This window comes from Micromonospora sp. NPDC005707, assembly GCF_040631005.1.
GTDB lineage: Bacteria > Actinomycetota > Actinomycetes > Mycobacteriales > Micromonosporaceae > Micromonospora.
The window spans coordinates 309,711-329,743 of record NZ_JBEXYR010000005.1; the positions used below are offsets into that span (position 1 = coordinate 309,711).

The following is a 20,033-nucleotide window of genomic DNA, read 5'->3' on the forward strand; positions in this document are numbered from 1 at the left end:
GTCGTTATGCCTCAACAGAGCGGCGGCGGGCGACCTCGGCGAGGGTGACCGCCGCGGCGACGCTGGCGTTGAGCGACTCGACGTCGGAGACCATCGGGATGCTCACGGTCAGGTCGCAGGTCTCCCCGACCAGGCGGGACAGCCCGCGCCCCTCCGAGCCGACCACCACGACCAGCGGGCCGACCGCGGCCTCCAGGTCGTAGAGGTCGGTCTGGCCGTCGGCGTCCAGGCCGACCACGATGAAGCCGGCGTCCTTGCACGCCTTCAGCGAGCGGGTCAGGTTGGTGACCTGGGCCACCGGCACCCGCGCGGCCGCGCCGGCGCTGGTCCGCCAGGCGGTCGCCGTGATCCCGGCGGCCCGCCGCTCGGGTACGAAGACGCCCTGCGCGCCGAACGCGGCGGCCGACCGGATGACCGCGCCGAGGTTACGGGGGTCGGTGACCCCGTCGAGCGCGACCAGCAGCGGGGCGGCCTGCTCCAGCGACGCCGCCATGAGGTCCTCGAACGGCTCGTAGGCGAACGGCGGCACCTGGAGGCCGACGCCCTGGTGCAGCACGCCGCCGGTCATCCGGTCCAGCTCGGCCCGGCTGATTTCGAGGATCGCGATGCCCCGGTCGGCGGCGGTGCGGATGATCTCGTTGACCCGGTCGTCGATGTCGATGCCCTGGGCCGTGTAGAGGGCGGTCGCCGGCACCTGGGCGCGCAGCGACTCCAGCACCGGGTTCCGCCCGACCAGCAGCTCCGGGCTGTCCTTGACCGGGTTCGACTTGCGGCCGGGTGCGACCCGCGGCCCGGACCGGCCGGCGGGCTTGCCGCCACGGCCCTTCGCGGCGGCGGGGACGCCCCGGCCGCCACCCTTGCCCCAGGTGGTGTCCTTGGTGCCCGGCTGACCGATCTTGGGGGCGCGCCCCTCCTCGGCCGCCGCGCGGCGCTCCTTGTCCTGCTTCCAGGCGGTGCGCTGGGGCAGCTTCTCGGTGCCCGAGTAGGCCTTGTGCCAGGGCCGCTCGTCGGCGGGGAGGGTGCGGCCCCGACCCGCGAGGGAGTCCTTGTTCTTGCCGCCGGAGCCCTTCTGGGCACCCGCCTTCGGCGTCAGTCGCCGGCCACGGCGCTGCGAGTTGCCGGCCATCAGTCCTGCTCTCCAATAGTCCAACGCGGGCCCTGGGCGGTGTCCTCGACGACCACGCCGGCCTGCTTGAGCTGGTCGCGTACGGCGTCGGCGGCGGCCCAGTCCTTGCGGCTGCGGGCCTGGGCACGCTGCTCCAGAGCGAGCGCGACCAGGGAGTCCACCACGCCGCGCAGGTCGTCCGCGCGGCCGCCGCCGGTCCAGGCCGGGTCCAGGGGGTCGACGCCGAGGATATCCAGCATCGCCCGGGTGGCGGCCAGCGTGGTGCGAACCGTCACATCGTCGCCGCCGGTCAGGGCGGTGTTGCCGTCCCGGACCACCTCGTGCAGCACGGCCAGGGCGGCCGACGTGTTGAGGTCGTCGTCCATCGCCGCCACGAAGCCGGCGGGCAGCTCGCCGAGCTGGCCCGCGCCGACCCGCTCGGTGGCCCGCTGCACGAAGCCCTCGATCCGCCGGTAGGCGACCGCGGCCTCGCGCAGCGCGTCCTCCGAGTAGTCGATGCGGGACCGGTAGTGGGCGGCGGCGTAGTAGTAGCGCAGCTCCACCGGGCGCACCCCGAGGGACGCCACGTAGTCGAGGTCGAGGGTGTTCCCCAGCGACTTGCCCATCTTGGTGCCGCCGATGCCGAGCAGGCCGTGGTGGACCCAGTAGCGGGCGAACGGCAGGTCGGCGGCCTGCGACTGGGCGATCTCGTTCTCGTGGTGCGGGAACGTCAGGTCGAGGCCGCCGCCGTGGATGTCGAACTCGGGCCCCAGGTAGCGCCAGCACATCGCCGAGCACTCGATGTGCCACCCGGGCCGCCCCCGGCCCCACGGCGAGGGCCAGTAGGCGTCGGCCGGCTCGTCCGGCTTGGCGCCCTTCCAGAGCGCGAAGTCACGCGGGTCGCGCTTGCCCCGCTCCGGGGCGTCCCCGGCGGACTGCATGTCCTCCGGCGACTGGCCCGACAGCGACCCGTAGGCCGGCCAGGAGGCCACGTCGAAGTAGACGTCGCCGGAGCCGTCGGTGGCCGGGTAGGCGTGCCCGGTCTCGATGAGCCGGGCGATCAGCTCGTGCATCTCCGGGATGTGACCGGTGGCCCGCGGCTCGTAGGTCGGGGGCAGCACGTTCAGCGCCCGGTAGGAGTTGGTGAGGATCTGCTCGTTGGCGTAGGCGATCGACCAGAACGACCGCCCCTGCTCCATCGCCTTGACCAGGATCTTGTCGTCGATGTCGGTCAGGTTGCGGATGAAGGTGACCTCGAAACCGGAGGCGGTGAGCCAGCGGCGCAGCACGTCGTAGTTGACACCGGAACGAAGGTGGCCGATGTGCGGCGGCGCCTGGAGGGTGAGACCACACAGGTAGACCCCCACCTTGCCGGCTTCCCGCGGGACGAAGTCCCGCACCGAACGGGTGGCGGTGTCATACAGGCGTAGCGTCACCGTACAAGGGTAGCCGTCCGCGCATTTCGAGGTATCCCGGAGCCGGTCGTACGCTGCGTGCTGTGGACACGGCGGCACGTGCGGGAGAGACGGCGCAGACCCTGGACCGGGGGCTGCGCCTGCTGCACCTGGTCGCCGACGCGCCGGGCGGGCTGACCGTCACCGAGGCGGCGAACCGGCTGGGCATCGGCCGGGCGGCCGTCTACCGGCTGGTCGGCGCGCTGACCGACCACGGCATGCTGCGCCGCGACGGCGAGGGCCGGCTCCGGCTCGGCGCCGGCGTGCTGCACCTGGCCCGGCGGGCCCAGCCGCTGCTCGCCGAGGGGGCGCTGCCCGCGCTGCGCCGGCTCGCCGAGCAGGCCGGGGCGACCGCCCACCTGACCGTGGTCGAGGGCGGCGAGGGGGTGGCACTCGCGGTGGTCGAGCCGAGCTGGACGTCGTTCCACGTGGCGTACCGGACCGGATCGCGGCACCCGCTGGAGCGGGGCGCGGCCGGACGGGCCATCCTGGCTGGCCGCGCGGGCGCCACCGCCCCGGTGAGCACCAGCGGCGAGCTGCAGTCCGGGGCGTACGGGGTGGCCGCGCCGGTGCTCGGTGTGCCGGGCCTGGAGGCGAGCGTCGGGGTGGTCTCGCTGACCCCGCTCGACGTCACCGAGGTCGGCACCCAGGTTGCCGCCGCCGCCGAGTCGATCACCGCGGCGCTGTCCTGAGGCGGCCGCCGGCGGTCGGCGGGTCACCTCGCCAGCACGGCGAGGTGGCGGTGTCGGCGGGCAGCGGATACCGCCAGATCGGCGAGCTGGAGACGATGCCGAGCAAGGGCGCTCGTCGTTGTGACGGTGGTTGGGGTCTCCGCCCCTCTGGCCCGACAACTGGCTAGGTGCACGGTGGCGATGCCCTGGGGTGGCGGCAGCGCTCGTTCGTCAGCCGCCTACCGCTAGCACAGCGGTCGAGGGCGGTGGTGGTTGTCCACAGGCCATCGGTCGTGGGCGCCCGTGGGTTGTCCACAGGGGTGCCGGGCGCCAGTCCGTCGCCGCCAGGCTGGTCGGCATGCCACCTCATCCTCATCGACCGCCCGAACTGGCCTGGCAGGTCTTCCGCGGCTCGGATGTGATCCGGCGCGGCCTGCTGACCCGCCACCAACTCCGGGGCGCCTCTTGGATCCGGCTCCGGCAGGACGTCTACGCCGACGCCCGCCTCGATCGCGACCACGCGCTGGCCTGTCGCGGGGCGCTGCTCCGTCTGCCGCCAGGCGCGCTGCTCGCCGGGCCGTCGGCGGCGTATCTGCTCGGGGTCGAGCACGCCGCCGGCTTCCGGGACGAGGTGCACGTCCTGCTGCCGGCGACGGTCCGGGCCGATGCCCAGCCCGGCGTCCGGGTGCACCAGGCCCCGTCGTCGCCCCAGCGACTCGGTCTCCTCGTCCCGGCCGCCGTCGCAGCATGCTCGGCCAGCGCCGGCCTCGGCCCGAGCGGCCCGGCCGGCGCGGTCGGCACCATCCCCGGCCCGGACCGCCCCGCCACCGGCCCGGCGAGCACGGCCAGCTCGCTACGGGTGTCCTCGGCAAACACCACGCCGGGTCGAGACGGCCACGAAATCGGCCTGTGGAGCACCACGCCCGGCCGGGACGGCAGGGCCGCCGGGCTGAGTAAGGCGGTTGCCGGATCGGCGGCCCGTGGTCCCGTGGGGGTGGGCGGTGGGTCCGGCCTACCGAGCGGGGCAGGCAGGTTGCTCCGTAGCGCGCCGGCTGCCTGCGCCTGGGAGACGGCGGTCTGGTCCGACCCGGTGCAGGCCGTGGGGATCATCGACGCCCTGCTTCGGATGGGCTTGGTCAGCCGGACGGATCTCGCCGAGGTGGCCGACCGGAGCGCCGGACGACCGGGGGGCCGGCGGGCACGGTGGGTGTTCGGCCTGGCCGACCCGGGGGCGCAGTCGCCGCCCGAGTCGCACCTTCGGGTCCGGCTCGTGCTGGCCGGCCTGCCCCGCCCGGTCGCGCAGCACCCGGTACGCGGCCCCTCGGGTCTTGTCCTGCACCCCGACCTGGCCTGGCCGCAGTTCCGTGTCGCCGTCGAGTACGACGGCCAGTGGCACGCCGACTCGGATCAGCTGACTCGGGACCGCTACCGGCTCAACCAGCTCGTCGCGGCGGGCTGGCTGGTGCTGCACGTGACCGGTCGCCGTCTGCACCGGGAGTTCCCGGCCCTGGTCCGCGAGATCCGCGCAGCACTGGTGGCCCGGGGCTGGCGGCCGTGAGGCCCGGCCCGACGCCGACATGGCGGCTCCGGGAACTCCAGACGCCGCCACGCCGCGCCGGAACGCCGACGTGGCGGCATCCGGATGTTCCGGACACCGCCACGTCGGGGATCTGGGTGTTACGGCCGGACGTTCGGCTTCAGCGGGGACTTCACGGCGGCGTACGCGTCGATGACCCCGTAGCCGTAGAAGCCGTTGAAGTTCAGCGAGCCGGCGCAGTAGGCGTCGAACTCGGCGTCCCGGCCCTCGTTGGTGTAGGTCTGCAGCCGCGGCTCCGGGCAGGCGTGCTCCGCCGCCGTCCGGTAGAGATGCTGCTCGACCAGGTCCGGCGACAGGCCGAAGCCGTCCCGGCCCTGCTTCTTGCCGTAGCGGCTGACGATCAGGGCCGCTACCCCGGTGGTGTGCGGGGAGGCCATCGAGGTGCCCTGAAGGTAGGTGTAGTAGCCGCACTCACCCTTGGCGGTGCACTGCTTGAACACCGAGTTCTCGAAGCCGGCGACGATGTTCCCGTTCTCGTCGACCGAGCCCTCCTCCTGCAGCACCTTCTTCGGGTACGTCGAGAGGATCATGTTGGCGTCGGTGCGGTACGAGTCGGTGCCGAAGCCGTCGCGGAACCAGCCACCCGGCGCCGCGACCGAGATCTGCTCGGTGCCGTAGTTCGAGTAGTCGGCCTTCTTGCCGGACGGGCCGAGCGCCGACACGCCGATCACGTGCGGGCCCTCGGTCGGCAGGTCCCAGCAGCTGGCGTTGTCGATCGGCCGCGGGTACGGGTCGGCGCCGTAGTCCGGGCTGCTCACGTCGGTGCGGGGGTCGCCCAGGTCCTCGTGGTTGTTGCCCAGCGCGCCGACCAGGGTGACGCCCTTGCGGTGGGCGAAGTTGAGCGCCCGCTTCATGGCCTCGATGACGGTCCGCTGCTCCGCCTGCGCCTCCGGAGAGTCGGCCGGGTTGGCGGTGCAGTTGTAGAGCCACGGGTCGACGTAGAAGGACATGTTGACCACGTCGAGGCCGGACCGGCCCGCGTGCACGAGCGCGTTGACCACCGGGTTCAGGAAGAAGTAGCCGCTGTCCTGGCCACCCTTCAGCTCGACCAGGGAGATCTTCGGCGCCACGCCGGAGAGGCCGAAGCCGTTGGCGGCGGCGCCGATGGTCCCGGCGACGTGCGTGCCGTGGCCGCCGTCGTCGGTGCCGACCGGGTCGAGGCAGCTCGCCACCTCGCAGGGGCCGTCGACGTCCGGCAGGTCGGGCGCGAAGTTGCGCGACAGCGCCCAGTTGAAGTTCGGCGCCAGGTCGGGGTTGCTGGCGTCGACGCCGGTGTCCAGGACGCCGACGGTCACCCGGCGGTCGCCCGGCTCGATCTTCCGGGCCTGGTCGGCCCGGATCATCTCCAGGCCCCAGAGCTTGTCGTCCAGCGGGTCCAGCTTCTTGCCGTGCCCCTTGGCCACGCCCTTGGTGGCGGCCGCGGCCAGCAGGTGCTCCTGCTCGACCCGGTCCAGCTTGGGCTTGCGACCGATGGCCTTCTGCTCGGCGGCCCCGACCAGGGCACCGGCGGCGGTGGCCCGGCTGGCGAAGTCGGCCCGGGCGCTGGTGACCTGGAAGAGACCGACGTCGTCGGTGCGGGAGACGACCGTGCCACCCGCCGCGGTGATGGCGGCGATCGCGGTGTCGGTGGAGACTCCGTCCTCCGCCAGCACGGTGAAGGTCCGGGTGCTGGTCGGCGCGGCGGTCGCCGGCACGGCCAGTCCGGTCACCGTGAGTGCCAGCGCGGCTGCGGTCGCGCTGGCGGTGAAGCGCTTGCTCACCACATCAGATCCTCTCGTTGAGGGACGTGGCAGTCATCCCACAGCACGGGAGGAGGTTTCGCCAGACGGCCGTCCGGTATAGACCGCAATCAGGCTTTCGCCGTTCGGAGACGGGCGAGCGCGTCGGGCAGGTCGGCCAGGGTGGACACTTCGGCGTCGGGAGTGAGCCCCCGCGGGCGGGGCAGGCGGCCCCGGTTCAGCCAGATCGCCGGCAGCCCGGCGCGCTGGGCCGCGAGCACGTCGTGCTCCGGCGAGTCCCCCACGTACACGACGTGCTCGGCGGGGAGCCCGGCGGCCGCCACCACGGCGGCGTAGAAGTCCGGCGCCGGCTTCTTGGGCAGGCCGTTCTCGTGCGCGTACAGCTCGAAGGCGAACTCGCCGGCGAGTCCGCAGCGCTCGGCCCGGCTGTTGCCGTTGGTGGCGAGGCCCAGAAGGTGGTGGGGGCGCAGCGCGGCCAGCGCGGGCAGCGCGTCCGGGAACGGCCGGGTCAGCGCGAACCGGCGGGCGAAGAAGAGCGCGGCGAACTCGTCCAGGTGGGCGTCCAGCCCGGCGCGGGCCAGCGACCGGGCCAGCGCCGCCCGCCGGATCTCCTGCACGGGCGCCGCGCTCAGCGCCCCGAAGACCGCGCCCCAGTCGGCCTCCAGGTCCGCGAGCGACACCCCGGCGGCCGTCGGGGTCCGCCGCCGCATCTCGTCGAGCACGGCCGCCAGCGCACCGGTGACCGCCGGACGCAGGTCGACCAGGGTCTCGTCGGCGTCGAAGACGACGGCGCGGGGCGGTCCGCTCATCGCTCGGCGGTCAGGGCCGGCTCGGCCGGGGCCGGCGGGGCGGCTTCCGACGCGGAGCGCAGCTCGTCCACCCGGACCAGGGCCACACCGGCCACGATGAGCGCCCCGCCGAGCAGTTGCACGGTGCTCGGCAGCTCGTCCAGCACCAGCCAGGCGATCAGCACGGCGAACATCACCTCGGTCAGCCCGACGAAGGAGGAGAGCCGCGCGCCGAGCAGCCGGGCCCCGGCGACGCCGGTGAGGTAGGCGACCACCGCGGCGATCAGCGACAGGCCGGCGATCGGCACCAGCCAGCTCATCTCGTGCCCGGCGAAGCTCACGTCGGCCGTGCCGGCGTGCAGCGGGAGCGCCCCGACCAGCCCGAGCAGGAGCAGCACCACGGCGCCGACGGCCATGCCACCGCTGGCCATCACCACCGACGGCAGCGCGGGATCGACCCGTCCGGCGATGACGAAGTAGCCGGCCAGCCCCACCCCGGCGCCGAGCCCCCAGAGGACGCCGACCGGGTCGAGGCTGCCGGCGCCGGTCAGGTCCAGCACGAACACCAGGCCGCACAGGGCGGCCAGAGAACCGGCCACGGTGAGCAGCCGGGGCCGCTGGCCGTGGACCAGCCACATCCAGCCGACCACCAGCACGATGCCCAGGTATTCGAGCAGGAGCGCGACGCCGACCGGCAGGTAGCGGACCGCGTTGAAGAAGCACGCCTGGGCCAGGGCCACCCCGAGCAGCCCGAACACCACGAGCGTGCCGGCGTTGCGGCGCAGCACCGGCCACCGGCCGCGCAGTGCCAGCAGGGCGGGCACGGCGAGCACCAGCGCGGCGATGCCGACCCGGGCGAGCACCACCGCCTCGGCGGACCACTCGCCGGTGATCAGCGGTCGGGCGAAGGTGCCCGAGGTGGCGAAGGTGAGCGCGGAGAGCAGCGCCAGGCCGAGGCCGACGCCGGGCCGTTCACGCATCGACAGCTCCTTGGGTCGACCGGACATGAGTCAAACGGGGTTATGCTGATGACGTTAGGCCGGCACCCCGACAGGAGTCAAGTTGCTGTTTGCTCATGACACCGAATGCGGCCTGATCGCGTCCGCGGCACTGGTCAACACGGCCGGCCCGGACCGGGAGGGGCTGCCCGACGTGGCCGCCCTCGACGAGTTCTTCACCGCGTACGGGTGGACCGGCCGGCACGAGCACACCGAGGCGGAGCTGCGCGAGGTCCGCGCGCTCCGGCCCCGGCTCCGCCGGATCTGGTACGCCGACATCGACGAGGTGGTGGCCGTGGTCAACGGGCTGCTCCGGGAGTCGCACGCGCTGCCGCAGCTCGTCCGGCACGACGACGAGCCGTACCACCTGCACGCCGTGCCCCGGGACGCGCCGCTGGCCACCCGGATGGCGGTCGAGGCCGCCATGGCGCTGGCCGACCTGGTCCGCACGGACGAGCTGAGCCGGCTGCGTCTCTGCGACCACCCCGACTGCGAGAACGTGCTGGTCGACCTGTCCAAGAACCGGTCCCGCCGGTTCTGCGACGCCGGCTGCGGCAACCGGGCGGCGGTCAGCGCCTACCGGGCCCGCAAGGCCGCGTCCCACTCCTGACGCACCCCGGGCCAGTCCTCGCGGCGCAGCTCGTACTCCACCTCGCCGTGCTCGGTGCCCGGAATCGGGTCGTCGAAGGTCAGGTGGAAGGTGCGGACGTAGCGCAGCCCCGCCCGGGCCATGACCGCGCGCGAGCGGTCGTTGACCGCCATCGTCTGGGCCCACACCCGCCGGACGCCGACCGTGTCGAAGGCGTGCCGCACCAGCGCCCGCGCGCCCTCGGTGGCCAGCCCGTGCCCCCACGCGGCGCGGCGCAGCCGGTAGCCCAGCTCCGCCTCGGTGCCGTCCGCCGAGGGATCGAGCGCGAGCCAGCCGAGGAACTCGTCGGTCATCCGGTCGAGCGCCGCCCACCGGCCGAGGCCCGGATGCCGGGTGTACTGGCTCAGCAGCAGGGGCAGGTGCTCGCCGCGGACCACCTCGGCCGGGGTCGGGCGGCCGTTGGTCAGGAACCGCATGACCTCCGGGTCGCCGTCCAGGTCGACCAGGTGGTCGACATCGTCCATGGTGACCCGGCGCAGCCGCAGCCGCGCGGTCCGCAGGAACACCTCGTCATCTCCGGCCATGGGCGGATGATGCCGGCCGACCCGCGCCCGGGTCGAGCGGATATCCGCGCGGCGGGGCCGCTCAGGGGTGGGTCATCCGGAGCAGGTCCAGGGCCTCGTCGAGCTGGGTCTCGCTGAGCTTGCCCGAGTCGACGTGCCCGCGGGAGATCACCACCTCACGGATGGAGACCTGCCTGGCCAGCGCCTCCTTGGCGATCGAGGCGGCCTCGTCGTACCCGAGGTGGCGGTTGAGCGGGGTGACGATCGACGGCGAGCCCTCGGCGTACGCGAGACAGACCTCGGCGTCCGCGACCAGGCCGACCACGAGGCGGTCGGCGAAGAGCCGGCTCGCCGCGGAGATCAGCCGGATGGACTCCAGCAGGTTGCGGCCCATCACCGGAAGCATCACGTTCAGCTCGAAGTCGCCCTGGGAGCCGGCGAACGCCACCGCGGCGTCGTTGCCGATCACCTGCGCGCACACCTGCCGCATCGCCTCGGCGACCACCGGGTTCACCTTGCCGGGCATGATCGACGAGCCGGGCTGGAGGTCGGGGATACGCAGCTCGCGCAGGCCGGCGCGGGGGCCGGACCCCATCCAGCGGATGTCGTTGGCCATCTTGTAGAGCCCGACGGCGACGGTACGGAGCTGGCCGGAGGTCTCCACCAGCGCGTCCCGGGCACCCTGCGCCTCGAAGTGGTTGCGGGCCTCGGTCAACGGCAGCCCGGTCGAGGCGCGCAGCTTCTCGATCACCCTCGCGGCGAAGCCGAGCGGGGTGTTGATGCCGGTGCCCACGGCGGTGCCGCCGAGGGGCAGCTCGGCCAGCCGGGGCAGCGCCCCCTCCAGTCGCTCGACGCCGTAGCGGACCTGGGCGGCGTAGCCGCCGAACTCCTGCCCGAGGGTGACCGGGGTGGCGTCCATGAGGTGCGTACGCCCGGCCTTCACCACGGTCTCGAACTCGGCGGCCTTCTCCTCCAGCGCGCCGGCCAGGTGCTTCAGCGCGGGCAGCAGGTCCTCCACGACCGCCTGGGTGGCGGCCAGGTGGATCGAGGACGGGAAGACGTCGTTGCTGGACTGGGAGGCGTTGACGTCGTCGTTCGGGTGCACGTTGCGGCCCAGCTCCCGGCCGGCCAGGGTGGCGATCACCTCGTTGGTGTTCATGTTGGACGAGGTGCCGGAGCCGGTCTGGAAGACGTCGACCGGGAACTGGTCGTCGTATCCGCCGTCGGCGACGTGCGCGGCGGCCGTGGCAATCGCCTCACCCACGTCCGCGCCGATCACACCCAGCTCGGCGTTGACCTGGGCCGCCGCCCCCTTGATCTGCGCCAGGGCCTTGATCTGGGCCGGTTCGAGGCCCCGCCCGGAGATCGGGAAGTTCTGCACCGCGCGCTGGGTCTGCGCCCGCCACAGCGCCTCGGTGGGCACCTCCACCTCACCCATCGAGTCGCGTTCGATCCGGTAACCGGTCGCCTCTGGAGTCGTCACGCGTACCATCCTGCCGCGCTGGTCGCCGGCACGCAGCGGAAAGCGCTGCCGGCCGCCCCGCTCAGCCCAGCTCGGCGAGCAGCGCCGCGGTCGGGTGCTGATCGGGTGACTCGATCTGCCGGAAGAGCGCCAGAGCCCGGCTGGCGTACGTCCGCGCCCTGCCCGGATCGCTGCCGCGCACGCAGCGGGCCATCCCGTCCAGTGCGCGGGCCTGCTCGTGGCGGGAACCCAGGCGGGTGGCGTCCTCGAGCACCCGGCGGTGCAGATCGAGCGCGCTCGCGACATCGCCCTGCTGGAGGATCGCCCGGGCCAGCAGGTTCCGGGACGAACACTGCCCGATCCGATCCGCCGCCTCGATCATGATCAGCAGCGCCTCGCGGTGCATCTCCGCGGCTCGCTCAGGACGGCCGGTCTCCTGCTCGATCATCCCCAGCTCGTTGAGCAGTTCGGCCTCACCGAAGCGGTTGGCGGCCTGGCGCTTGAAGCGCAGGGCGACCCGCAACAGCCGGCGGGCCGGCTCGGTGTGCCCCAGCCGGTGCCGGATCATCCCGATGTGGCCCATCGCCAGGGCCACGTGGCGGGTGTCCCGATGCTGCTGCGCCAGGAACAGGTGGTGCCGCGCCACCCGCAGACCCTCCGGATAGCGGCCCCAGCAGAGCAGGCCGTAGGCAAGGTTGTTCAGGAAGCTCGCGTGCGCGCCGTTCGAGTGCTGCTTGAGGGCGAGGGCCTCGTCGAGATACTCCTTGCCGCGCCGGTAGTCGCCGTTGGTCAGGGCTGCCACGCCGAGGTTGCCCAGGGTCGAGCCGATCTCGGCCGCGCGCCCGAGCCGGCGCCGGTGGACGAGCGCGACCTCCATGAGTCGGATCGCCTCGGTGAACCGGGCCAACCGGTAGTGCGCGGAGGCCAGGTAGTTCAGGGTCGTGGCGATCGCCTCGTCGTCGCCGAGCGCCTCGGCGGCGCGCAGGGCGATGGTGTGGGTCTCCAGCAGTTCGTCGAGGTGCCCGCCGTCGAAGTTGGCCCGCCAGGTGGCCCGGGCCAACTGCCAGCAGTGCCGGAGAAGACCCTCCGCCTCGGCCAGCCGGACCAGGGCGGTGAGCGCGGCGCGGTTCTCGTCGAACCACGAGCGGCCCTGGGCGGCGGTCGCGGTCACCAGGTCGAGGCGGGTCGGCTCGGGCAGCCGGGAGAGTGACGGGCTCCCCACGAGCTCGATCGTGCGGGCGATGGCGGCGGCCACGTGCATGTGGTGATCCAGCAGTCGCTCGAGTGCCAGCCGGCGCTCCGTCGCGTGCTCCGGCTGGCCCGAGATGGTGCGGGAGTACTCCCGGATCAGGTCGTGCAGCCGGTACCGCCCCGGCTGCACCTCCTCCGCCAGGTGTGCGTCGACAAGCTCGTCGAGCAGGTGCTGGCTCGCGGGCATCGGCACGCCGAGGAGGGCGGCCGCCACCCCGTTGTCGAACCGGGCGCCGGGGTGGAGGCCGAGGAGCCGGAACAGTCGCTGGGCGGGCGGCGGAAGCTGCGCGTACGACAGGGCGAACGCCTGCCCCACCGACCGCTGCCCCGCCGCCAGCTCGGCGAGCGGGTCGCTGCCGGTCGCCAGCCGCTCGGCCAGGTCGGAGACGCGCCAGCCGGGGCGGTGCGCCAGCCGGGCGCCCGCCAGGCGCAGGGCCAGGGGCAGGTAGCCGCAGCGGCGTGCCACCTCGGCGGCCGCCACGGGCTCCGCCTCGATCCGGCCCGCGCCCGCGACCCGCCCCAGGAGTTCGACCGCCTCGTCCCGCTCCAACACGGTCAGTGAGGAGGGCCGGCCGTCGTCGAGCCCCACCAGCCGACGCCGGCTCGTGATGAGGACGACGTTGTCCGGCCCGTTGGGCAGCAGCGGCGCCACCTGCGCGGTGCTCGCCGCGTTGTCGAACACCACCACCGCCCTCCGGCCGGCCAGTTCCGTGCGCCACAGGGCCAACCGGTCGTCGACGTCCAGCGGCACCCGCTTCGCCGGCACCCCGAGCTGGCGCAGCAGGGTGGCCATCGCCGCCGCCGGCGTGAGCGGCGTGCGCTCGCTGTGGCCGTGCAGGTCGACGAACAGGTGCGCGTCCGGAAAGCGCTCGCCGAGGGCGGTCGCCACATGCACGGCGAGGGTCGTCTTGCCGCTTCCCGGCATCCCGTCGACGAGCTGGATCCGGACTCCGTCCCCCTCGATCTCCTTGACGAGGCGGGCCACCGTCTCCTGGCGGCCGGTGAAGTCGCTGATCGCCCGGGGCAGCGAGCGGACCGGCACGATCGTCCGGTTGTCCGCACCGGCGAGCGCCAGGTCGCCGGCCAGGACCCGTTGGTGCAGCTCCTGCAACGCCGCACCGGGCTCGATGCCCAGCTCCTGGGCGTAGATGCGGCGGCCCTCCCGGTAGACGGCGAGCGCGTCCGCCTGCCGGCCCACCGCGGACAGGGCGAGCATGAGCTGGCCGCGCAGCCGCTCGCGGAGCGGATGCCGTTCGACGCTCTCGGTCAGCTCGTCGATGACGTCGGCCGCCCGGCGCAGGCGCAGCTCGACGTCGACGCACTCCTCCAGCGCGGCGAGCCGCTGCTCGTCGAGGGTCTGCGCCCGCCGCCGTACGCTCCGGCTGGCGATGCCGCCCAGTGCCGGGCCGCGCCACAGCGCCAGCGCGGCGCGGTAGTGCTGGCGCGCCTCGGTGTGCCGGCCGGCGGCGGCCGCCACCCGGCCCGCCTCCACGCCGCGGGCGAAGACCTCGGCGTCGAGGTCGTCCGGCTCGATCCGGACGCCGTAGCCGACCGGGTCGGTGATGATGATCTCCACCGGTGGCCCGAGCGTCGCCAGCCGGTGTCGCAGGCGGGACACGCAGATCTGGAGCTGGGTGCGCGCGGTGGCCGGCGGGCGGTCCTCCCAGACCGCGTCGATCAGCTCCTCGACGGGCACCACCCGGCCCGCGCGCAGCAGCAGCACGGCGAGGATCGTCCGATCCCGACCGGCGGTGATGGTTGCCTCGCCACCGCCGACCCGCAGCGGCCCCAGAATCGCGAACCGCATCTACGCCCCCGCACGCCTTCCTGTGCAACTTCCAGCAGCGTAACCCGACGGTCACGGATCGCCTCGGGCAGACGATAGCGATCTGATAGCGGATCGACAGCACCGGCCCGGAGACTGACCGTGGTTGTCGATGACGACATCCGACGGGGGCGGTGCGCCCGCCCGGGCCCCGCGCCCGGGCGGGCGCACCGATGTCGATCGAGCCGCCGAGCGCGGAAACGGCGTAACGTCCGCGGGCCGGCCTTCGCTGAGCTGCATGAGTCCGACCACATTCATCGGAGGCAGCCACCTTGCATCTCAACGGGGGTACCACCGGCGCGTCCACGGCACGCCGGAGGCGCGTACCGCGCCGTCTTCTCGGCACGGGCCTGGCGGCCCTGCTCACCACCACCGGCGCCCTGACGGTCGCCGCCCAGCCGGCGTCAGCCGTGCAGGACTTCGTCCAGCCCGTCCAGGCTGCCTGGACCGACAACGCCGAGCCGACCCGCTCCTTCCCGCCCGAGGACGGCACCCTGCCGGTCGGCACGTGGCAGGGCGCCTCGGGCGACAAGCACACCTCGCGGGCGTACTTCACCTTCGACCTCACGCCCTATCACGGGCAGCGGATCATCAGCGCCCGCACGGTGACCGGCGAGCGGTCGGTCGCCGACTGCGACAAGCCGCGCGAGCTCCAGCTCTGGCGGACCGACAACCCGACCGCCGCGCCCACCTGGAAGACCGCGCCCAGGGCCGTCGAGAAGCTCGCCGACCTCACCGTGTCCGGCCCGGCCTGCCCCGCCAGCTACCTGAGCACGGCGATCACCGACGCGGTGAGCGAGGCGGTCGCGGCCAAGCAGGACAGGCTCACGCTCATGCTCCGCATCGGCGAGCACGAGAACGGCCTCCACTGGAGCCGGCGGGTGACGACCCTCGGCGTCTCGCTGGAGCACAACCGGGCGCCGGACGTCCCCACCCGGCTCGCGGCCGGTGGCGTCGCCTGCCGGGACGACCTCTTCATCGGCACCACCCGGCCGGAGCTCCAGGCCGTCGTGACCGACCCGGACGTCAACGACACCGGCAGCGGCGACAGGCTGAAGGCGGCCTTCGCCTGGTGGCCGGCCGACCGGCCCGGCGAGCGGACCGAGTTCGAGTTCTCCTACACGCTGCCCTCCGGGTCCCGGTTCCAGTACACCGTCCCGGACGGCGTGATGACGGACGGCGGCACGTACGCGTTCAGCGTCCGCGCCACCGACCAGGACGGCGACAGCTCGGCCTGGTCGCCGGAGTGCCGGTTCACCGTGGACACGAAGGTGCCGCCCGCGCCCACGGTGACCTCCACCGACTACCCGTCCGAAGGGGGCTGGCCGGGTCACGGCGGGCCGGGCGTCCCCGGCCGGTTCACCTTGAGCGCACCGGGCGCCGATGACGTCGTCGGTTTCCGGTACGGCCTTTTCGGCGCGCTCACCTACGTGAGCGCCGACGCCGCCGGCACGGCGACCATCTCGGCCACGCCGACCAGCTACGGCACCAACCAGCTGTACGTCCAGGCGGTGGACCGGACCGGCAACCGCTCCCCGCAGACCAGCTACGAGTTCCGGGTGCGCAACACCGCGCCGACGGTGACCGACGGGAACCCGACCGGCGGCCTCGGTGAGCCGCGTGAGCTGACCTTCGCGCCCGGCATGGAGAACGTGGTCGAGTACACCTGGCGCCTCAACGACGGGGAGCCGGCGACCGTGCGGGCCGGCGCGGACGGCACCGCGACGGTGACGATCACCCCGCGCAAGGGTGGCTCCAACAAGGTCACCGTCACCAGCCGCACCTCGGACGACCTGCCCAGCGGCACCGGCGAGTACCACTTCTACCTGGCCAGCGCACCGGCCATCTCCTCGACGGACTTCCCGCTCGACGGCGGGGACGGCCCGCTCGCCGGCACGTCCGGCACCTTCACCTTCAGCCCCGGCATGCCGGGCGTGACCGGGTACGTCTGGTCGGTCAACGGCGGCGAGCAGCACACCGCGGCCGCGAGGGAGGACGGGACGGCCACGGTCACGTACACCCCGAGCGAGGCCGGGTTCCAGTGGATCGAGGTGTTCAGCCGGACCGCCGACGGCATCGAGTCGGAGACCGCCTCCGCGTACTTCGTCGTCTTCTCGCACGCGCCGGAGGTCAGCTCCACCGACTACCCCATGTACCAGGAGGCCGGCGGTCCGGGCGTGACCGGCCAGTTCAGCTTCCACCCCGCCCGCGACGGCGTCACCGGTTACGTCTACGACTTCGGGGACGGCCCGCAGACGGTGGCGGCGGCGGCCGACGGCACCGCCACCGTCAGCTGGACGCCGCGGTCGTACCCGGTCGACACCAGCGGCTGGGTGCGGCTCAAGGTGCGCGAGAAGATCGGTGACGTCGTCTCCGACGAAACGGAGTACGCCCTGGTCATCGGCCGGCTCGCCCCCACGGTGACCAGCGACGACTACCCGTCGGGCGGCGGTGCGGGCGGCCCGGGGATCGCCGGCGCCTTCACGCTGACCGCCCACGTGCCCGGCAGCACCGAGTTCGTCTACCGCTTCGGCGCCGAGGAGAAGACGGTCCCGGCAGGCCCGGACGGCACCGCCACGATCACCCTCACCCCGACCGAGGCGGGCGACAACTACCTGTACCTCTTCAGCCGGACGGAGTCCGGCATCACCTCCGGAGAGGGCGTGTACTGGTTCCCGGTGGCCGACCCGACCTGACCGAGGACACCGACAAGGGCGCCGGGTGCGATCCCACCCGGCGCCCTTTTTCGCGTACGTCGAGGGTCAGCGCCGCCCGACGGTGAGCACCGGCTTGGTGACCTCGGCGAAGAAGTCCTCGCCCTTGTCGTCGACCACGATGAAGGCGGGGAAGTCCTCCACCTGGATCTTCCAGACCGCCTCCATGCCCAGCTCGGGGTATTCGAGCACCTCGACGTGCTTGATGCAGTCCTGGGCGAGGCGGGCGGCCGGCCCGCCGATCGAGCCGAGGTAGAAGCCGCCGTGGGTCTGGCAGGAGCGGGTGACCTGGGCGGAGCGGTTGCCCTTGGCCAGCATCACCATCGAGCCGCCGGCCGCCTGGAACTTCTCCACGTAGGCGTCCATCCGGCCGGCCGTGGTCGGGCCGAACGAGCCCGAGGCGTAGCCCTCGGGGGTCTTGGCCGGGCCGGCGTAGTAGACGGCGTGGTCGCGCAGGTACTGCGGCATCGGCTCGCCGGCGTCCAGCCGCTCGGCGATCTTGGCGTGCGCGATGTCCCGGGCCACCACCAGCGGGCCGGTCAGCGACAGCCGGGTCTTCACCGGGTATTTCGACAGCTCGGCGCGGATCTCGTCCATCGGCCGGTTGAGGTCGACCCGGACCACCTCGGAGCTGTCGAGCTGGGCGTCGGTGACGTCGGGCAGGTAGCGCGCCGGGTCGGTCTCCAGGCGCTCCAGCCAGACACCCGACGGGGTGATCTTGGCGACCGCCTGGCGGTCGGCCGAGCAGGAGACCGCGATGGCCACCGGGCAGGATGCGCCGTGCCGGGGCAGCCGGACCACCCGCACGTCGTGGCAGAAGTAGCGCCCGCCGAACTGCGCGCCGATGCCGAAGTTGCGGGTCAGCTCCAGCACCTCGGCCTCCAGCTCGAGGTCGCGGAAGCCGTGCGCGCTCATCGAGCCCTGCGTGGGGAGGGCGTCCAGGTACTTCGCGGAGGCGTACTTGGCGGTCTTGAGCGCGTACTCGGCGGAGGTGCCGCCGATGACGATGGCCAGGTGGTAGGGCGGGCAGGCCGCGGTGCCGATGAGGCGCAGCTTCTCCTCCAGGAACTGCATCATCCGCGTGGGATTCAGCAGCGCCTTGGTCTCCTGGTAGAGGTAGGACTTGTTGGCCGAGCCACCGCCCTTTGCCATGAAGAGGAACTTGTACGCGTCGGGGTGCCCGTCCGGGTCCTCGGCGTAGAGCTCGACCTGGGCGGGCAGGTTGCTGCCGGTGTTCCGCTCGTCCCACATGGTCAGCGGGGCGAGCTGCGAGTAGCGCAGGTTGAGCCGGGTGTAGGCCTGGTAGACGCCGCGCGAGATCGCCTCGGCGTCGGTGCCGTCGGTGAGCACGTGCCGGCCGCGCTTGCCCATGACGATCGCGGTGCCGGTGTCCTGGCACATCGGCAGCACGCCACCGGCGGCGATGTTGGCGTTCCGCAGCAGGTCCAGCGCGACGAACCGGTCGTTCGGCGAGGCCGCCGGGTCGTCGATGATCGACCGGAGCTGGGCCAGGTGGGCCGGGCGCAGGAAGTGGGCGATGTCGTGCATCGCCTCGGCGGTCAGCGCGGTCAGCGCGGCCGGCTCCACGGTGAGGAACCGACGGCCACCGGGGCCGTCGACGACGTCGACGCCCTCATCGGTGACCAGGCGGTATTCCGTCTGGTCGGGTCCGGTCGGCAGCAGGGGGGCGTACGAGAAGGCGGCGGCACTGCTCATGACCGAAAAGCCTAGGGCAGAGCCTTCGATCGGTGGCACCCGCCGGGTGCGTCCTGGGACGCCGCTCTCACCCGGCGTCACTTGCCGCCGGCACAGAGTTCGTTCTTCGGACCGCAACTACCCTGGTCGTTCGGGGGTCGCCAGGTGTCGCCCGGGTCCGGCGCGGGCACCGCGCCCTCGTCCGGCGGGGGCACCCCGGCGGCGCCGGCGCCCCAGCGGACGTACCCGATCTCCCGGCCCTCTCCGATGATCATGCCGTTCGGACCGACCGCCAGGGCGTTCGCGGAGGTCCGCAACAGCACCAGCTCCCGACCGCTCCGCGGCTCGACCGCGATGAGCCGGGACGGCTTCTCCTCGGCGATCAGCGCGGCGTACGGGGTGAGCGCCGCGCCGGTCTTCCCGCCGGCCGGGCGGGTCCAGCGGGTGCGGTCGACCGACAGCTCCCGGCCGAGGAGCGAGCCCTTGTCGGCGCTGCGCACCAGCGCGTAGCGGTCGTCGACGGCGAGCAGCTTCTCGCCCTCGGCGCCGACCTGGAGCAGCCGGCCGTCGTACCCGTCGAGCACCGCCTCGCGCCCGTCCGGCGCGACCCCGATCAGCACGTTCCGGGCGCCCTGCGGGTCCTCCCGTTGCACGCAGCCGGCGTAGTCGGCGGTCCGCAGGTTCACCCCGTTGCGCCGCCACACCTGCTGCCCGGTGGCCGGGTCGACGGCGGTGAGGGCGAAGTAGCAGGTCCCGTCGCGGGAGGTGGCGGCGATCCGGAGCAGCCGCCCGCCGACGACGGCGAGCCGCTCCTCGCGGCCGGGCTCGACGTTCTGGAGCACCCGGCCGATGGCGGTGTCCACCACGTGCACCCGGCCGTCGACCGGGAAGCCGAGCAGCGGCGGGACCGACTCCGGCCCGGCCACCCCGCCGTCGATCCGCGGCGCGCCGAGCCGCCGGGTGCCCAGCAGCTCGGGGTTGTCGGCGAGCACCCCGCTGTTCACCCCGGGCAGGAAGGCGCTCCAGCGCGGCGCGGTGCCGCGCGGCTCCCAGGCGCGCAGGGTGCAGTCGGTGGACTGCACGCAGTAGGCGTCGAGCAGCAGGTTGCGGTAGGTCCAGACGGCCACCGCCCGCTCGTCGCGGCGGCGCACCACACCGGTGGTGGGGTCGAGCACCTCGTAGCCCTTGTGCAGGAGCTTGCCCACGGCGACGATCGGGTCGCGGTCGCCGCCGGCCACCGCCGCCCAGTCGGCCTTGCGCTCCCAGAGCTGCGCGCCGTTGGCCAGACTGCGGGCCTCGACCCGGGTGCGCTGCTCGACGATCACGGTGTCGCCGGCGATGGTGACGCTCTTCGGGGTGCCGCCGACCCGCTGCTGCCAGACCACGTCCGGCTCGGAGATCGGTTTGCTCCGGTCGACCCAGTCCCACACGGCGGGGAACGGGTTCCACACGCCGGTGGCGGCGAGCACGACCACGGTGATGAGCCCCAGCAGCAACCAGCCGCGTACGCCAAGGCCCTTCACACCGCACACGGTAGCGACGATCACCGGTGCGCCGGCCCCCCGAACGGCCGTGTCGCGCC

The 20,033-nt window shown here is 73.4% G+C and carries 14 protein-coding genes; 4 read left to right on the plus strand and 10 right to left on the minus strand.

Translation table 11 applies throughout. The features are described from left to right. Window positions 1-4 precede the first annotated feature (4 nt). Together rlmB and cysS are read right to left on the minus strand one after the other, a co-directional pair. Window positions 5-1,126: a 23S rRNA (guanosine(2251)-2'-O)-methyltransferase RlmB gene (rlmB, locus tag ABZ452_RS12020; RefSeq protein ID WP_357941633.1), complete on the minus strand. Its 1,122-nt coding sequence runs from the start codon at window positions 1,124-1,126 to the stop codon at window positions 5-7. Then, window positions 1,126-2,541 (minus strand): cysteine--tRNA ligase, encoded by a 1,416-nt coding sequence (cysS, locus tag ABZ452_RS12025; RefSeq protein WP_357941635.1) that lies wholly within the window; start codon window positions 2,539-2,541, stop codon window positions 1,126-1,128. Before cysS ends, rlmB begins: the two co-directional genes overlap by 1 nt. A gap of 62 nt (window positions 2,542-2,603) precedes the next feature. Here cysS and ABZ452_RS12030 point away from each other — a divergent pair, with 62 nt between their 5' ends. Together ABZ452_RS12030 and ABZ452_RS12035 are read left to right on the plus strand one after the other, a co-directional pair. Then, window positions 2,604-3,251, plus strand: coding sequence for a helix-turn-helix domain-containing protein (locus tag ABZ452_RS12030; RefSeq protein ID WP_357941637.1), 648 nt, complete (start codon window positions 2,604-2,606; stop codon window positions 3,249-3,251). 337 nt (window positions 3,252-3,588) lie between these two features. After that, window positions 3,589-4,788, plus strand: a complete 1,200-nt coding sequence (locus ABZ452_RS12035) for a hypothetical protein (protein WP_357941639.1) — start codon at window positions 3,589-3,591, stop codon at window positions 4,786-4,788. A 119-nt stretch (window positions 4,789-4,907) separates the two neighbouring features. Here ABZ452_RS12035 and ABZ452_RS12040 read toward each other — a convergent pair whose 3' ends face one another. From ABZ452_RS12040 to ABZ452_RS12050, 3 genes are all read right to left on the minus strand, one after another. After that, on the minus strand, window positions 4,908-6,587 hold the full coding sequence (locus ABZ452_RS12040) for a S8 family serine peptidase (RefSeq protein WP_357941641.1): 1,680 nt from the start codon (window positions 6,585-6,587) through the stop codon (window positions 4,908-4,910). A gap of 89 nt (window positions 6,588-6,676) precedes the next feature. Then, complete coding sequence (locus ABZ452_RS12045; RefSeq protein WP_357941643.1) at window positions 6,677-7,375, minus strand: HAD family hydrolase; 699 nt, start codon at window positions 7,373-7,375, stop codon at window positions 6,677-6,679. Further along, window positions 7,372-8,334 (minus strand): EamA family transporter, encoded by a 963-nt coding sequence (locus tag ABZ452_RS12050; RefSeq protein WP_357941645.1) that lies wholly within the window; start codon window positions 8,332-8,334, stop codon window positions 7,372-7,374. The genes ABZ452_RS12045 and ABZ452_RS12050 overlap by 4 nt, the downstream gene beginning before the upstream one ends. Window positions 8,335-8,416: 82 nt before the next feature. Between ABZ452_RS12050 and ABZ452_RS12055 the strand changes: the two genes are divergently transcribed. Then, window positions 8,417-8,962: a CGNR zinc finger domain-containing protein gene (locus tag ABZ452_RS12055; protein WP_357941647.1), complete on the plus strand. Its 546-nt coding sequence runs from the start codon at window positions 8,417-8,419 to the stop codon at window positions 8,960-8,962. Here the strand turns inward: ABZ452_RS12055 and ABZ452_RS12060 are convergent. The 3 genes from ABZ452_RS12060 to ABZ452_RS12070 all read right to left on the minus strand — a co-directional run bounded on the left by ABZ452_RS12060 (window position 8,929) and on the right by ABZ452_RS12070 (window position 14,024). Further along, window positions 8,929-9,525 carry a GNAT family N-acetyltransferase gene (locus ABZ452_RS12060; RefSeq protein WP_357941649.1) on the minus strand — a complete coding sequence of 199 codons (597 nt, stop codon included), beginning with the start codon at window positions 9,523-9,525 and terminating at the stop codon, window positions 8,929-8,931. The genes ABZ452_RS12055 and ABZ452_RS12060 overlap by 34 nt on opposite strands. Window positions 9,526-9,586: 61 nt before the next feature. After that, window positions 9,587-10,996: a class II fumarate hydratase gene (locus ABZ452_RS12065; protein WP_357941651.1), complete on the minus strand. Its 1,410-nt coding sequence runs from the start codon at window positions 10,994-10,996 to the stop codon at window positions 9,587-9,589. Window positions 10,997-11,048: 52 nt separating this feature from the next. Continuing rightward, window positions 11,049-14,024: a BTAD domain-containing putative transcriptional regulator gene (locus ABZ452_RS12070; protein ID WP_357941653.1), complete on the minus strand. Its 2,976-nt coding sequence runs from the start codon at window positions 14,022-14,024 to the stop codon at window positions 11,049-11,051. Window positions 14,025-14,314: 290 nt separating this feature from the next. Here ABZ452_RS12070 and ABZ452_RS12075 point away from each other — a divergent pair, with 290 nt between their 5' ends. Further along, a complete protein-coding gene (locus ABZ452_RS12075; RefSeq protein ID WP_357941655.1) occupies window positions 14,315-16,738 on the plus strand; it encodes a hypothetical protein in 2,424 nt (807 codons plus the stop codon). 66 nt (window positions 16,739-16,804) lie between these two features. Here the strand turns inward: ABZ452_RS12075 and ABZ452_RS12080 are convergent, their stop codons facing one another. Then, entirely contained in the window at window positions 16,805-18,472 is a 1,668-nt protein-coding gene (locus ABZ452_RS12080) for a fumarate hydratase (RefSeq protein WP_357941658.1), read from the minus strand. A 77-nt stretch (window positions 18,473-18,549) separates the two neighbouring features. Then, window positions 18,550-19,983 carry a PQQ-binding-like beta-propeller repeat protein gene (locus ABZ452_RS12085; protein ID WP_357941660.1) on the minus strand — a complete coding sequence of 478 codons (1,434 nt, stop codon included), beginning with the start codon at window positions 19,981-19,983 and terminating at the stop codon, window positions 18,550-18,552. Window positions 19,984-20,033: the final 50 nt, after the last annotated feature.